The organism is uncultured Lutibacter sp., from assembly GCF_947495725.1.
In the GTDB taxonomy this organism is placed as follows: domain Bacteria; phylum Bacteroidota; class Bacteroidia; order Flavobacteriales; family Flavobacteriaceae; genus Lutibacter.
In genome coordinates this window covers 231,423-246,774 of the sequence record NZ_CANLZZ010000005.1, presented here as the reverse complement: position 1 = coordinate 246,774, position 15,352 = coordinate 231,423, and the positions used below count along the sequence as shown (strand labels likewise).

The window sequence follows — 15,352 nt, the reverse complement described above, 5'->3', positions numbered from 1 at the left end:
CCAAGTAATTTATTTATATGTTTAACAAAATTTCTCTAAAAAAATACTTTCTAAAAGCTTTTGATTTAAAGGAGGATGAACTGTTAAAAACCTTACTACTTCAATTAAACGTATTTTTACTAATTTCTACCTTACTTATTGTTAAACCAACTATAAATTCTCTTTTTTTATCGGAACTTACTTCGGCCGCCTTGCCTCTAGGTTATGTATTAACCGCAATTACAGCTGTGGTTGGTTCTTATTTTTATGATAAAATTTTAGAAAGAAAATCATTAAATAAAATAATAGAAGGAACATTAATTGGCTCGGTAATTTCTTTAATTATTTTTGGAATTGCATTTACATTTAATATTGCAAATGGATTACTTGTATACATTCCATATGTTTGGATTGCTATTTTTGGCCTTTTAACAACTTCTCAATTCTGGATTTTAGCAAATTTAGTTTATAACGTTAGGGAAGCAAAACGTGTTTTTGGATTTATTGGTGCTGGCGCAATTGCCGGAGGTATTTTTGGAGGATACCTTACCTCTGTATTAACTTCTTTTATAAATACGGAAATATTATTTTTTGTTGCCGCAATTTTAATTGCAAGTTGTTTACCAATTACAAAATACATTTGGAATAATGAGGTGGTTAAATTAAACACTTTTCAGGTATCTTTTAGATCCAATCCAAAAGGAGAATCTCCTTTTAAACTAATAAAACAATCTAAACTATTAAGTTTAATTGCTATTGTTTTTGGTGTAAGTGTTTTGGTTGCCAAATTAGTAGATTATCAATACAGTGATTATGCTTCAAAACTAATTGAAGATCAAGAAGAATTAACTTCCTTTTTTGGTTTCTGGTTTTCAACATTAAGCGTTATTTCATTAGTAGTTCAATTATTTTTAACCCAGCGAGTTGTTGGTACATTTGGTGTGGGAAAATCATTATTATGGCTTCCTTCAGGAATATTAATTGGATCAATATTATTACTTTTCCTTCCACAATTATGGGTAATAATAGTAATTAAAGTTATAGATGGTAGTTTAAAACAATCGGTTAACAAGGCAGCAACAGAGCTACTTTCTATTCCAATACCAATTGAAATTAAAAAGAAAACCAAAACATTTACAGATGTGGTTGTAGATAGTATTGCAACAGGTTTGGCAGGTTTTATTCTTATATTTTTTGTTAACGGATTAAAAATTTCGGCAATATCTATTAGTATAATCATAATCACACTAATTTCTATTTGGATATATTTTATATATCACCTTAGAAAAGAATATATTATTTCATTTAAAAAATTACTAGAAACTTCAAATTCAAAAAAAGAAAAAACAATAAAAACAGAGATTCCAATTACTTCAATTATCGACACCGTTAAAAGAGTTTTTGAAAATGGTTCTGAAGGACAAATTACTCATATGCTTCAAAAAGCATTAGAAGTAAAAGATGAACGTTTTTTTTACTCAATTAAAGCACTCTTAAATCATCCATCATCAAAAATAAGAGCTGCAGCAATTGAAAATTTATTTTTATTAAAAACGGAAAATCTTTGCAATCAAATAGAATCAATGATTTACGATGACAATCAACAGGTAACTACAAATGCGTTTAGATACTTGTTAAAACATTATGACAAAAATCCTATTGAACTTTTTAATAAATATTTGAATATAAACGATGAAACAATAGCAAATGCAGCATTAATTGGGCTATCGCTCGAATTAAGAAACAATAGCTTATTACAAGAACGCTTTAATTTAGAAAACAGATTAAATAAAGCTTTAAACCAATGGGAATTTATAAAATCTGAAGATGAAAAATCAAATAAAATGATGGCAATTTTAGAAGCCATTGGAAATTCAAAATCCGAAAAATTTTATACTATTTTAAAAGAACAATTGGTATCTCAAAATTTAGAATTAAAAAATACAGCTATTCTAAGTGCAGCTAAAACATTGGAGCCTCAATTTATTAATTTAATTATTGACCAATTATCAAATAAAGACACCAGAAAAACTGCCATTGAGGCACTTTATAGTTACGGCGAACCAATTATCGATATTTTAGTTAGTGAAATTCTTAATGAGATTGTTGACTTGGAAGATACTGCATATACAATTGCAGTTATTGAAAAATTTGCCTCACAAAAAGCAATTGGTGGACTTATAAAATTGACAAATGGTACGGAGCATTCAGTAAAAATAGAAGCTATTGAAGCTTTAAAAAGGTTAAAATGGAAATTCCCCAATTTACATATTAAAGATAGGTTTATAGTTGACAAAATTTTAGATGAATGTTTTTTATATCAAAATACACTTTCTGTAATTCATTCTCAAATTGTAATTCAACACAAAAATATGGTTATTTCTGAAAACACTAATGAAATAACTAAAGCTCGAAATGGTTTAATTCAATTGTTAGAACAACGTTTAGACCGACAATTACAGCGTATGTTTAAGTTTTTAGGACTTAAGTATCCTCCAAATGATGTTGAACCAATATTGCATATTATTTTAACAGGAAAGGAAGAACAACGAATACACGCTATTGAATTTTTAGATAATATTTTAGATATTCAATTAAAGAAAGAATTAATTCCAATTGCCGAATCTATAGTAGTAGATGCTCGTTCAGAAGAGAAAATAAAAAAACTGAACCTAAAAATGCTTAGTGAAACCGAATGTTACCGAACTTTATTAGAAAGAAAAGACAGTAAATTAAAACTTGCTGTATTGTATTTAATAGAAAAAACCAACGATTCAAAATTTAAACCGTTAGTTGAGTTAGTTTTAAATGATGCTAATAAAAATATTAGAAATAAGGCACTTGAAATTTTAAATAAAATTTAGTTTAAATATTAATCAGCTTATCAATACTACCGGCCAAATACATATGGTCACTTGCAGAGTTTTTTCGTAAAACATTGGTCATTAATGCAACTATATATTTTTTACCATTTGGATGCTCTATAATTGCTACAGAATTCATAAAATTTTGAACATTTCCCATATATTTTCCACAAGCTTCCCCTTTACTTCTATCGCATTTATATAAACTGCCCGATTTAAAGTAAACAGCGGCATCTTTTAATGCTGGTGCTTGTGCATAACGTATTCTGCGGTCTGTCATGTACATCAAGCGTTTCATTTCTAAACTAGATTTTTCATCAACCACTTTACCTTGTTCCAATTGCACTAAAAACTTCATTAAACCAATAGGGCTTCCAATACTTCCATCTTTACTACCAATAAAATTATTAGACCCACGTGTAAAAAAAGTTCCTAAACGCCATTCTTCAAATGTAATCCCCAATTTTCTTAAAGGTAAATTTACTACATCATTTCCTAAATTTGTTAAATCTTTCTTAGGAGTATTTTTAAAATAAGCATCTGCTCCTTCTTGAGTTAAGGTTGGGTAATCTTTACCAAAAGCAGCCATTAACAACGTTTCCCTCCAAACAATACTTGCAGCACCATTATTACTAACGGACATCATATGATCCGCCCATTCAAATAATGTAAAAACATCACTTTCTATCACTTGTCTTTTTATTAATTTATTAGTTTCTATATTAAAAATTGGAACAGTATGCTCATCTGTTAATCCCCATAAACCTGCTTTTACCGATTTTGTTCTTAATAATTCAATTCTTTTTTCAAAAGAATCTGGATAAATTTTTGCCAATTGCGTAAATAAACCAACTAAAACTGCAATTTTCCCTACGCTTCCTGGTTGATAACCCGCAGATTCGTTCCGTGCAGCATATCTAATATTATTTACGTCAGAAATATCTAAAACAGACAATGAATAACTTTTATCTAAACCATAAAATAAGCCATTGATTTCCTTGTTAAATTTTTCATTTTTAACTAAAAATTGTGCTGTACTATCTTTCTTTTTTGAAGTTAAACTTAATGCAATTTCGCTGTAAGATTTTAATGCACCCGAAGGTAAATTTAAATTCTCCTTTATTACACCGCTTTTTATGCGCTCCAATCTTAACAAACGTTTTATTCCTGTTCTAGAATACCCATCTATTGGATACGGATTCATTCCAACAAACGTCCAACTTAATACTACAACAACTGCAATTTTTAAATAATGCTTCATTTTATATTTTTTTTGAAAGTATAACTACTTTGTTTTTATCAATTTTTGGAGTAATGGATTCTAAATAACCAGAACTTAACGCTTTTTTATTTTCTACAAACGGTCTTATTTGAAACAACCACAGTTTATTATTTTTAAAACCAAGCTCCACATCATAAGCACCTTTATATTCAGCATTTACTTCTTTCGCCATTTTTACACGAACATTTTCTGCCAATTCTCTAATCTCTTTCATATTTTGTTGGTTGAGAATAGAACTTTCAAATGTTGCAGATTTTTTAGCAGTCCCACCTGAAGTTGGCAAACTATTATAATCCGATTCTCTTGCCGGCGCAATTAACTTAGTAGTTCCATCAACACCTAATTCATAGGCTTCTGCCGATTGCCCGTCAACGGCACCACCAGCACCTCTGCTAAAAGCAATGGTTAAATCTTTCGAATTTCCAGAGTTTATTCCGGTTGTAATCATAACTCCAGAATAATCTACATCTACACTAGGAATTACTAAAATTGAAGGAAACACATTTTCTGGATTCAATAAATATTTTTGACGCCATTTAAAACTACGTTCTGTATAAGGCGATGCCCAAACATCTTTAATTCCTTGAATAATTTTATCTTTTGCAACTACATTAAACAAGGTTAAATTTAAACCAGCGCCCGAAAAATCTTTTAAATCTTCCATATTGGTATCACTTCTTAAAAAGACCGGTACTTCACCTAACTTTTTCCCTAAAACAGCTACAAATTCACTTTCTAATTGTGAAATAAAACTTGCTTGAATCGGCATTTTTTTAATTGCTTCTCGTAAAATTTCTAATTGTTTTAATTGAAATTTCTCCACTTCAGCTTCCGAAATATTATTTGAACGTTGCTTATCGGCTTCCAAAAACATATTAGTTAAAAATTTCCAATAGGACACATTTTGCTCTGGCATTGGTTGATTCATATGTGATTTAAAAATTCCAAACGGAATAACAACGCCTTCCACTACTTTATCTGGAAACATTTTTTTCAATTGCCCCAAATTAGCTGCTTTAGGTCCGCATAATTTCCCAGAATCCTTCGCATCAACTTTTCTCATATTTAAAATGCTGTTCACATCTAAACGAATATCTGCAACAGGAACCGCTATTTTAGCATCATTTCGTACTGTTTTTGAAAACAATCCTTTTTCTTCAGCAGTCATATCTTTTTCTAATTTCATAATAACATTTCCTTTATTTGAAACTGCATAAAATACTTTTTGGCCATTGATTTTTTTCAAATTTTGAAGATTATCATCCGACATTGCCGCATTTGGAATTCCTAAATTACGCGCCAATAATTGTACGTGTGAAACTAAATTTCCTTCAGCTACAGTGGCAATTCCTCCAACAGGTTTTAAATCGGAAGGTGGTTTTTGAAAAATATAAATTTTGTTTGAAGAAACCTCAACACCTTCTGGTGAACCATCAATAACTACCAATTCTCCAAAAGCATACCCTGGATTTAATCCACGAACCGAACTTTGATTTGAAATATTAAATACTTTATTGGTTAAAGAAGATTCTGTTGCAATAAAATCACCCAAATCACCCACAGTTTTGCCTAAATGTAATGTCACAGAACTTCTGATTTTATCATCAATAAAACCATACGATTTTGACTCAAAACCAGTATAAATATCAACAATATCTTCATAGGTTGCTTTCACCATAGATGAACTCCACTCTACCACACTCCTAGCCGATTGTAAAATGGTTGTTAATTCATTTAAAGTAAGAGAAGTTGCGTTTTTTGGTTTTAAAATTGGTTCAATTTCATTCCACTCCCATAGTTCAATATAACCAGCACCTACAGTTGCCATTGCTATATAATATGTTTTATTCAATAATTCCATTATGGTTATTGGTTGCCACTGTGAGGCATTTTTAAAAACAATTTCCTCTAATTTTAAAGAGGCATCTAACAATTGAACTCTTGCTTGGGCACGTTTTTCAACTAAAACTGCTTTTCTAATTTCTAACAATAAGTTAGCAGATTCAGTAACTAAATTAGCTGGTTTTGTTTCAATGCCATTTTTTATTGAAAAGTCTTTAATTAAGTTTCCAATAGGTGTATTTTTAACCAAACTAGTTTTGTTAGGTAATGCCTGAATATCAATTGGCTTGTAAAAATTAGCCATTGTTACCAATAACTCATCAAATTTTAAATTTAATGTAGCAGTTAATTTTGAAGCATTTTTTACTTTAAATTGTTTTACTTTTTCTATATCAACAAATTCTGGCTGTCCGTGAATTTTTACACGTAAATCCATAAATTGAGGAAATAAATCAGAAATTACTTTAGATTGGCTGCGCATTAATTGCGCTACATTATCATCTCCTTTATGCGGAATATCATTTAAAGATTGACGAATTAAATAAAAGTTTTTAGTAATACTTGTATCTCCAGTTAATAACCACTTGTAGAAGTCGACTCCCCAAGCTTCTTCATCTTCAACTTGCACAGCTCCTCTATAATATTGTGCTTTTTGCAAAATCCACCCATCATCTACACTTCTTAAATACTTATCTAATTGATATTGTTTAATACGTGAATTGTGATTTTGAGAATCCCAAAATTCTTGGTTTGTTGTATATGCTAATATTTGCCCTAAAAAAACATGATTTCTCTTTCCTATATTCTCAACAACATCCTTATAACGCGCATGTTGTACTCCAGGTCCAATTTCTTGTGGGCAAGGATCTTTTGGTTGGCGCACACTTCCATCTTTACAAAACCATCTAATATCCTTATAAGGACCTCTAATATCATTTTTAAATTCGGAAATTTGTTCTTTTATATATTGATTACTTAAATTTTGAGAAAAAGTTACAAGCGAAAACAAACATACCAGTAAGCTAACAAAAATTTGTTTTTTCATTATTTAATTAGGTTTTAAAACACTGTATTTAAAGTCAAATATAATGCCATTACATTTGAAATTAAGATAATTATTTTTTTTATCAAACCAATAAATCTTTACGGAAATATTTTTATTTTAAATTTTGAATTTTGAAATGATTATTTGATTACTTTTAATATAACACTAGCGATTTTTAAATGATCGTTTAACAAATAATAATTAGTATTTTTTTAAATGAATAAGACACTTTCATCTGCTAAAGCAAATTTTGGTACTCTGCCTGTTTTTTTAACTGCAATTTCAACAATTCTTGGAGCAGTGATGTTTTTAAGATTTGGTTTTGCGGTAGGCTCTGTAGGCTTTGTAGGAACATTAGCTATAATATTTATAGGTCATTTAGTAACCATCCCAACTGCAATGGCTTTAGCTGAAATTGCTACCAATCAAAAAGTTGAAGGTGGTGGTGAATACTTTATTATTTCACGTTCATTTGGTGTAAATATTGGAGCTGCAATTGGAATAACACTATACCTATCACAAGCTATTAGTGTTGCCTTTTACGTTATAGCATTTGCAGAATCCTTTGAAGCAATAAAACCTTGGATAGAAACTAAATTTGGTTATGAAATATACGACAACCGATTATTTAGTATTCCTGCATTATTACTTTTAATTTGGTTAATGGTTACTAAAGGTGCAGATTTGGGAATGAAAGCATTATATGTGGTTGTAACAATTTTAGCCATTTCATTAATTCTTTTCTTTTTGGGTTCAACGGAACATTCAACGGTTTTTGATAGCAGTCAGTTGTTCAATAATATAACTCCAGAAAACGGTTTCTTTTACGTTTTTGCTATTATTTTCCCTGCATTTACTGGTATGACCGCAGGGGTTGGATTATCTGGAGACCTAAAAGACCCAAAAAAATCTATTCCAATGGGCACCCTTTCTGCAACACTTATTGGAATGGTTATTTATGTTTTTATAGCCTATAAATTAACCGCTTCTGCTAGTGCTAGTGATTTAATTAACGATCAACTAATAATGAGTAAAATTGCGTTATGGGGACCAATTATTCCTATAGGCTTAGCAGCAGCAACTATTTCATCTGCTTTAGGCTCTTTTATGGTTGCTCCGCGTACTTTACAAGCTATTGGAGGAGACCAAGTTTTTCCAAACAAAATGCTAAATAATTTTGTTGCAAAAGGAACCGAAAAGAATAATGAACCAAGAAACGCTACTATATTAACAAGTGCAATTGCGTTAATTTTTGTTTTAATGGGTGATGTAAACGCCGTTGCTGAAATTATCTCTATGTTTTTTATGGTTACTTATGGATCACTTTGTTTAATCTCTTTTATGCAACATTTTGCTGCAGATCCATCTTATAGACCCTCATTTAAATCTAAATGGTATTTATCTCTTTTAGGTGCTGTAATGTGTGTGTTTTTAATGTTTAAAATTAATACACCTTATGCTATTTCAGCAATTGCTTTAATGGTGGCAATCTACTTTTATATTACCATGAAAAGTGATCATAAAAAAGGTATGGCAACTATTTTTCAAGGTGTAATTCATCAATTTAGTAGAACTATGCAGGTATTTCTTCAAAAAACTGAAAAAGAAAAAACAGAAGAAGCCTGGAGACCAGCAGTTATATGTTTATCAAAAGATAGTTTTAAAAGATATGGTGCAATGGAAATGATGAAATGGATTTCGCATAGATATGGCTTTGGTACCTATATACATTTTGAAAAAGCATATTTTTCCAAAGAATCTAAAAAAAATGCCGAAATTAAACTTGAAAAATTAATTAAAACAGCATCCTCTAGTAGAAATAATGTTTTTGTTGAAACATTAATATCTCCTTCCAATACTGCGGCAATTATTCAAGCAATTCAACAACCTGGAATTTCCGGACAACCAAATAACATGATGCTTTTTGAATATAAAAAAGGTGAAAGTGAATGGTTAACTACTATTTTGGATAACTTTAGTGTATTAAAAAGTGCACAGTACGATTTATGTATTTTAGCATCTTCCGATAAAGGTTTTGGTTATAAAAAAGATATTCACGTATGGATAAACAAACAAGATTATGAGAATGCTAATTTAATGATTTTGTTATCCTATATAATTTTAGGTCATCCGGACTGGCAACAAGGTGAAATTAAAATTTTTGCAACTTTTGCTAAAGAAAATATTGCCCAAGAAGAACAAAATTTAATTGAATTAACTTCTTCTGGCCGTTTGCCTATATCTGCAAATAACATTCGTGTTTTACCAATTGATGACAATAAAAGCAGAATAGAATTAATTAACGAAAACTCTTCAGATGCTGATTTAACTTTAATTGGCTTTCATGAAGGAATGATGAACACAGAAAATAGCTTGGAGATTTTTGAAGGTTATGACAATATTGGAAACATTCTTTTTGTTAATACATTAACCTCTAAATCAATAAAATAAAAAAAATCTATATGTTTTATTAAATTTTTCTTCTTTCGCGTTCTTCTTTTAAAAGTCTAAGCTCTCTACTTGTTTGTCCTGCAACCGATGTGTTTTCTTCTGCTCTTCTTATTAAATAAGGCATCACATCTCTAACTGGTCCGTAAGGTAAATATTTAGCAACATTGTAATTATTATTAGCCAAATTGTAACTAATATGATCACTCATTCCATAAAGTTGACCAAACCATACTCTTCGATCTTCTTTTTTAATGTTTGATTTTGCCAATAAATCCATTAATAAATAGGAGCTATCTTCGTTATGAGTTCCAGCAAAAATGGCCATATCATCTATGTTTTCAAACATATATTTTAAAACATCGTTAAACATTTTATCTGTTGCCGCCTTATTTTCACAAATAGGATCTTTATAACCCATTTCTTCTGCTCTTTCTCTTTCTTTCTCCATATAGGCACCACGAACTAATTTCATTCCAATTTTAAAGCCTTGATCCTTAGCTCTTTTATGCAGCTTTTTTAAATAATCTAATCTATCCCATCTATACAATTGTAATGTTCCAAAAATTACAACTTTTTGTTTGTTGTATTTTTTCATCATTTCTTCTATTAAATCATCTGCCGCATCTTGCATCCAAGTTTCTTCGGCATCAATTAATAGAGGAACATCCATTTCGTAAGCTGCTTTACATACTATTTCATATCTTTCTTTAACTCTTCTCCATTCTACTTCCTCATGCGCGCTTAAAGGTTCATTTTCAGTAATTTTTCTATAAATTTCTAACTTTCCAAATCCAGAAGGTTTAAAAACAGCAAACGGTACACTATCTAATTCTTTTCCAAATTTTATATTACCCAGTGTTTTCTGCATTGTTAAATCAAACTGAACTTCATCTTCTTTTCCTTCTGCAGAATAATCTAAAACAGAATGCACTTTTTTTGTATACATTTTATCAATAGTAGGCATACAGTCTTGTTCTGTAACACCTCCACAAAAGTGATCAAATACAGTAGCTCTAATAATTCCTTCAACTGGTAAATGTGTTTTAAGAGCAAATTTAGTTACCGCTGTACCAATTTTAACCAATGGTTCGCGTTTGATCATTTCAAATAAATAATAAGCTCTATCTAGCTCTGAATTGGTTTTAATTTCAAAAGCTACTTCAGTGTTTTCAAATAAATTATTCATTATATTATGTATTTAATCAAAGATAATTACAAACAGTTTATTTTTTCGTTTTTTTACCTTTAATTTGCACTAAAATATTATCCAAAATGACACCAATATTATCCAATAATTACTTTGTAAACTTTCAAGAGGATGCTTACCTAAAATTAAATTCCTATTTAGCTGAAAATCCGCCTTCTAAATTGTTTATTTTGGTGGACGAAAATACAAACGAAAATTGCTTACCAATTTTATTGGATGAACTTAAAACCAATTCTGAAATTGAAATTATTGAGATTGAAGCTGGTGAAGAAAACAAAAATTTAGACACTTGTACAGGCGTTTGGCATGCTTTAACAGAATTAGGTGCCGATAGAAAAAGTTTACTTATTAATTTGGGTGGAGGTGTTATTACTGATTTAGGTGGTTTTGTAGCTTCTTGTTTTAAAAGAGGAATTAGTTTTATAAATATCCCTACAACTTTATTAAGTATGGTAGATGCTTCTGTGGGTGGAAAAACAGGTGTTGATTTAGGAGTGTTAAAAAATCAAATTGGGTTGTTTTCTGACCCACAAATGGTACTAATTGATACACGATTTTTAAATACTGTTATAGAACGAGAAATTAGATCGGGGTTGGCAGAAATTATTAAATATGGATTAACATACGATGTTAAAATTTGGGATAAAATTAATAATTTTAGTGAATTGTCTGTTGAAAACATTAGCTCCTTAATACATCGTTCTATCGAAATTAAGAATGAGGTTGTTACAGAAGACCCAAAGGAACATGGAATTAGAAAAATTTTAAACTATGGACATACATTAGGCCATGCTATTGAATCTTATTTCTTAGATTCTGAAAATAAAGAAAACCTTACCCACGGAGAAGCTATTGCTATTGGAATGATTACTGAAGCTTATTTATCTGAAAAATTACTAAACTTTCCTACTAAAACATTAGAAGACATAAAAAAATCTATAATTGCTAAATATGGGAAAGTTATTATAGAAACTTCCGATTATGATGGTATTATTGAACTTTTAATACATGATAAAAAGAATGTAAGCGGCCAAGTAAATTTTGTTCTTCTAACAGATTTAGAAAAATATAAGTTTAATTGTAAAGTTGAAAAAAGCTTATTAATTGAAGCCTTAAACTATTATAATTCTTAACAGCAATTAGCAATTACTTCTCTATATACTTCTTTATAACCTGGAAGTACATTTTGAAGACTAAACCTTTTTGCCTGCATCAAAGCATTTTCTTTAAATTGCTGTAATGTTTGGTCATTTTTTAATATAGAGATTCCGTTCATTGCCATATCATCAGTATCTCCTACATTACTTAAGTAACCCGTAACACCATTTATATTAACCTCTGGCAATCCTCCCGAATTAGTTGAAATTACTGGCGTTCTTGCTGCCATTGCTTCAAGCGCGGCCAATCCAAAACTTTCAGTTTCTGAAGGAAGTAGAAATAAATCGGAATAACACAATAATTTATTTACCTCATTACTATTTCCCAAGAAAAGTATTTTATCTAAAATTCCTAAATCTTTTGCTTGGCATTCTATACGTTCTCGGTCTGGCCCTTCTCCAACTAACAATAATTTAGACGGCACTTCCTTTTGAATTTTATAAAATACATCAATAACATCCCAAGCTCTTTTAACAGGTCTTAAATTACTTATATGTGTTATAATTCTTTCATTTTCTTTTGCAATTGTATGTCTTTGACATTCCTCGGAACCAATTTCTGGATATTTTTCAAAGTCTATAAAATTATTTATTACATAAATTTCTTTTGTAATATTAAATAGTCTTAAAGTATCATTTTTTAAACTTTCAGAAACTGTTGTTACAGCATCAGAATTATTAATACTAAATTCCACAGCTGTTTTATAATTAGGGTGACTTCCAACTAATGTAATATCTGTACCATGTAAAGTTGTAACAACTTTTATATCAATTCCTTTTTCCTTTAGCATTTGCTTTGCCATGTATGCTGCATATGCGTGTGGAATTGCATAGTGAACATGCAAAATTTCTAAATCATACATTCTCACAACTTCAACCATTTTGCTCGATAAAGCCAACTCATAGGGTTGAAATTGAAATAGTGGATACTCTTCTACAAAAACTTCATGAAAATGTATATCGTTTGAAATAAAATCCAACCTAACGGGCTGTTTATAAGTAATAAAATGAACGTGATGTCCTTTTTGTGCTAAAGCCATACCTAATTCAGTTGCTACTACTCCACTTCCTCCAAAAGTTGGATAACATACTATTCCTATTTTCATAAATGTTTATTTAAAATTGAAAGATTATCAATTTGAAAATTTTAATTAAAATTATTTTTTTAAGAGTTGTAAATATATAAGGAAACTTACAATTAAACTGAACTAATTTTATAAAAAAATCATAAAAAAACCCTTTCAAATTAATGAAAGGGTTCTTTTTATATAATTATTTTACCTAAAAAATAATATGTTTAGTAATCTCCTAAAGTTTGTGGGTTTTGATTTAATGCATCTTCTAATTGAGCATCACTTGGTGCTTTTCCATGCCAAGCATGTGTGTGCATCATAAAATCAATTCCATTACCCATTTCAGTTTTTAACAATATGCAAACTGGTTTTCCATTACCTGTCAATGATTTAGCTTCCGCTAGTACCTTTTTAATACTGTCAATATCGTTTCCTTTTTTTTCTTCTAAAACAATCCAACCAAAAGCTTCAAATTTTGCTTTTAAATCTCCCAATGGTAAAACCTGATCTGTTGAACCATCAATTTGCTGTCCATTGTAGTCTATTGTGGCAATGTAATTATCAACATTTTTACCTGCTGCATACATTATTGCTTCCCAATTTTGACCTTCTTGCAATTCACCATCGCCGTGCAAAGAATAAATTAACTTATTATCTCCATTTAGTTTTTTAGCTTGAGCTGCTCCAATTGCAACACTCATTCCTTGACCTAATGAACCCGAAGCCATTCTAACACCTGGTAATCCATCATGCGTAGTTGGGTGTCCTTGTAAACGTGAGTTTAACAATCTAAAAGTTGCTAATTCTTCAACTGGAAAAAAACCACTTCTAGATAAAACACTGTAAAATAACGGAGAAATATGCCCGTTTGACAAAAAGAAAATATCCTCATTTTTACCATCCATAGAAAATTCAGTAGAATAATCCATTACATCTTGATATAAAACAGTCAAAAATTCATTACAGCCTAACGATCCACCTGGATGACCAGATTTAACAGCATGTACCATTCTAACAATATCTCTTCTTACTTGTTGAGCAAAATTTTGCAGTTCTTTTGTAGTTGACATTTATATATTTTTAAATAATGTCGCAAAAATAGTATTTTAGAATTATGAGGCAACGATTTTTGTTAATAAACTTTTAATGTTGTTATTAACACCTATGTTTTTTGCTTTTTCTTTTTTGCAGCTGGAAATAATACGTTGTTTAGAATTAGTCTATAACCCGGAGAGTTTGGATGTAAATCTAGCTCCGTTTTAGGATCTCCAACTCTATGCTGATAGTCTTCAGGATCGTGACCACCATAAAAAGTAAACATTCCTTTTCCTTTAACACCATGTATATAACGAGCTTCTTGATTTAGTTTAATTTCACCCATTACTAAAATATTGGATTTTATGGCGCTTCTATCAAACGAAGTAGTTTGTCCCATAAATCCTTTTACCAAAGTAGTATGGTTTTGACATAACATTGTTGGTACAGGATCCCATTTTGCTGAATATTCCTTTAATTCAAAATAATCTGCAGTTCGTTTTATATTTTGCCTTTTACGCGTCATATCGATAGATGAAAACTCATATTCAGTAGGATTTTTAACTAAGGAAAAATCTTTAAATGCAAAAGTTTTATTGTAATCAATTTTATCTTGATAATCTATTTCTGAAGGATCTCCATCAAACATACTTTCACAAATATCAATTCCTTCTGCAGATAATGCTATATCAAAACTATCTGTAGCAGAACACATTGCAAACATAAATCCACCTCCAATAACAAAATCTCGAATTTTTAATGAAACCGCTAATTTTTCTTGAGATACCTTCGAATATCCCAATTTTGTGGCTAATTCTTCTGCCGACTTTTTTTGTTCAATATACCACGGTGCTGCTCTATAAGCTCCATAAAACTTTCCAAATTGTCCCGTAAAATCTTCATGATGTAAGTGCAGCCATTCATATAACAAAAGTTTTTCTTCCAAAACTTCTTCATCATACACTACATCAAAAGGAATTTCGGCATAGGTTAAAACCATAGTTACCGCATCATCCCAAGGCATTTTATTTTTAGGTGAATACACGGCTATTTTTGGCGCTTTTTCTAATAAAACTGCCTCCATGTTTTTCGATGGACTGCTAATATCTTGTAAAATATTTGCTGCTTCAGTATTTGAAATCACTTCAAAATAAACCCCTCTTATTTTACATTCATTTCTTGTTGCTTCGTTGTCTTCTAACAAAAACGAACCACCTTTATAATTTAATAACCATTTAGCCTTATTTCCATTATTTAATGACCAATAGGTTATTCCATAAGCTTTTAAATGATTGGTTTGGGTAACATCATCCATCGGAATTAAAACGAATGATGCATATATTGAATGCGAAAAAAGCAATACCAATATAAGCAGTGCTTTTTTAAATAATAATAGGCTTTTATATAAATTCATACT

Annotated in this window: 9 protein-coding genes; 3 read left to right on the top strand and 6 right to left on the bottom strand. The window is 30.1% G+C overall.

Annotated features, from left to right (window positions below):
- Positions 1–17: 17 nt before the first annotated feature.
- The gene (locus tag Q0776_RS13200) at positions 18–2,843 is read left to right on the top strand and encodes an Npt1/Npt2 family nucleotide transporter (RefSeq protein ID WP_298369076.1); all 2,826 of its coding nucleotides are present in this window, start codon (positions 18–20) and stop codon (positions 2,841–2,843) included.
- Position 2,844: 1 nt separating this feature from the next.
- Here Q0776_RS13200 and Q0776_RS13195 read toward each other — a convergent pair whose 3' ends face one another.
- Positions 2,845–4,104, bottom strand: coding sequence for a serine hydrolase (locus Q0776_RS13195; RefSeq protein ID WP_298369075.1), 1,260 nt, complete (start codon positions 4,102–4,104; stop codon positions 2,845–2,847).
- A gap of 1 nt (position 4,105) precedes the next feature.
- Positions 4,106–7,012, bottom strand: coding sequence for a PEP/pyruvate-binding domain-containing protein (locus Q0776_RS13190; RefSeq protein WP_298369074.1), 2,907 nt, complete (start codon positions 7,010–7,012; stop codon positions 4,106–4,108).
- A 216-nt stretch (positions 7,013–7,228) separates the two neighbouring features.
- Here Q0776_RS13190 and Q0776_RS13185 point away from each other — a divergent pair, with 216 nt between their 5' ends.
- Positions 7,229–9,463 carry an amino acid permease gene (locus Q0776_RS13185; RefSeq protein ID WP_298369073.1) on the top strand — a complete coding sequence of 745 codons (2,235 nt, stop codon included), beginning with the start codon at positions 7,229–7,231 and terminating at the stop codon, positions 9,461–9,463.
- A 19-nt stretch (positions 9,464–9,482) separates the two neighbouring features.
- On the opposite strand, the gene Q0776_RS13180 is transcribed toward Q0776_RS13185, so the two are convergent.
- Positions 9,483–10,649: a proline dehydrogenase family protein gene (locus Q0776_RS13180; RefSeq protein ID WP_298369071.1), complete on the bottom strand. Its 1,167-nt coding sequence runs from the start codon at positions 10,647–10,649 to the stop codon at positions 9,483–9,485.
- Positions 10,650–10,735: 86 nt separating this feature from the next.
- Here Q0776_RS13180 and aroB point away from each other — a divergent pair, with 86 nt between their 5' ends.
- Positions 10,736–11,803: a 3-dehydroquinate synthase gene (gene aroB, locus Q0776_RS13175; protein WP_298369069.1), complete on the top strand. Its 1,068-nt coding sequence runs from the start codon at positions 10,736–10,738 to the stop codon at positions 11,801–11,803.
- Here the strand turns inward: aroB and bshA are convergent.
- The 3 genes from bshA to Q0776_RS13160 form a co-directional block, all read right to left on the bottom strand.
- A complete protein-coding gene (gene bshA / locus Q0776_RS13170; protein WP_298369068.1) occupies positions 11,800–12,933 on the bottom strand; it encodes an N-acetyl-alpha-D-glucosaminyl L-malate synthase BshA in 1,134 nt (377 codons plus the stop codon). The two genes, aroB and bshA, sit on opposite strands and share 4 nt — an antisense overlap.
- A gap of 191 nt (positions 12,934–13,124) precedes the next feature.
- On the bottom strand, positions 13,125–13,970 hold the full coding sequence (locus Q0776_RS13165; RefSeq protein ID WP_298369067.1) for a transketolase: 846 nt from the start codon (positions 13,968–13,970) through the stop codon (positions 13,125–13,127).
- Positions 13,971–14,062: 92 nt separating this feature from the next.
- Entirely contained in the window at positions 14,063–15,349 is a 1,287-nt protein-coding gene (locus Q0776_RS13160) for an asparagine synthetase B (RefSeq protein ID WP_298369065.1), read from the bottom strand.
- Between the last annotated feature and the right edge of the window lie 3 nt (positions 15,350–15,352).

Bases quoted from the DNA above. Each gene is read 5' to 3' on its own strand.
- Q0776_RS13200 (WP_298369076.1), top strand. From the start codon at position 18: ATGTTTAACAAAATTTCTCTAAAAAAATACTTTCTAAAAGCTTTTGAT.
- Q0776_RS13195 (WP_298369075.1), bottom strand. From the start codon at position 4,104: ATGAAGCATTATTTAAAAATTGCAGTTGTTGTAGTATTAAGTTGGACG.
- Q0776_RS13190 (WP_298369074.1), bottom strand. From the start codon at position 7,012: ATGAAAAAACAAATTTTTGTTAGCTTACTGGTATGTTTGTTTTCGCTT.
- Q0776_RS13185 (WP_298369073.1), top strand. From the start codon at position 7,229: ATGAATAAGACACTTTCATCTGCTAAAGCAAATTTTGGTACTCTGCCT.
- Q0776_RS13180 (WP_298369071.1), bottom strand. From the start codon at position 10,649: ATGAATAATTTATTTGAAAACACTGAAGTAGCTTTTGAAATTAAAACC.
- aroB (WP_298369069.1), top strand. From the start codon at position 10,736: ATGACACCAATATTATCCAATAATTACTTTGTAAACTTTCAAGAGGAT.
- bshA (WP_298369068.1), bottom strand. From the start codon at position 12,933: ATGAAAATAGGAATAGTATGTTATCCAACTTTTGGAGGAAGTGGAGTA.
- Q0776_RS13165 (WP_298369067.1), bottom strand. From the start codon at position 13,970: ATGTCAACTACAAAAGAACTGCAAAATTTTGCTCAACAAGTAAGAAGA.
- Q0776_RS13160 (WP_298369065.1), bottom strand. From the start codon at position 15,349: ATGAATTTATATAAAAGCCTATTATTATTTAAAAAAGCACTGCTTATA.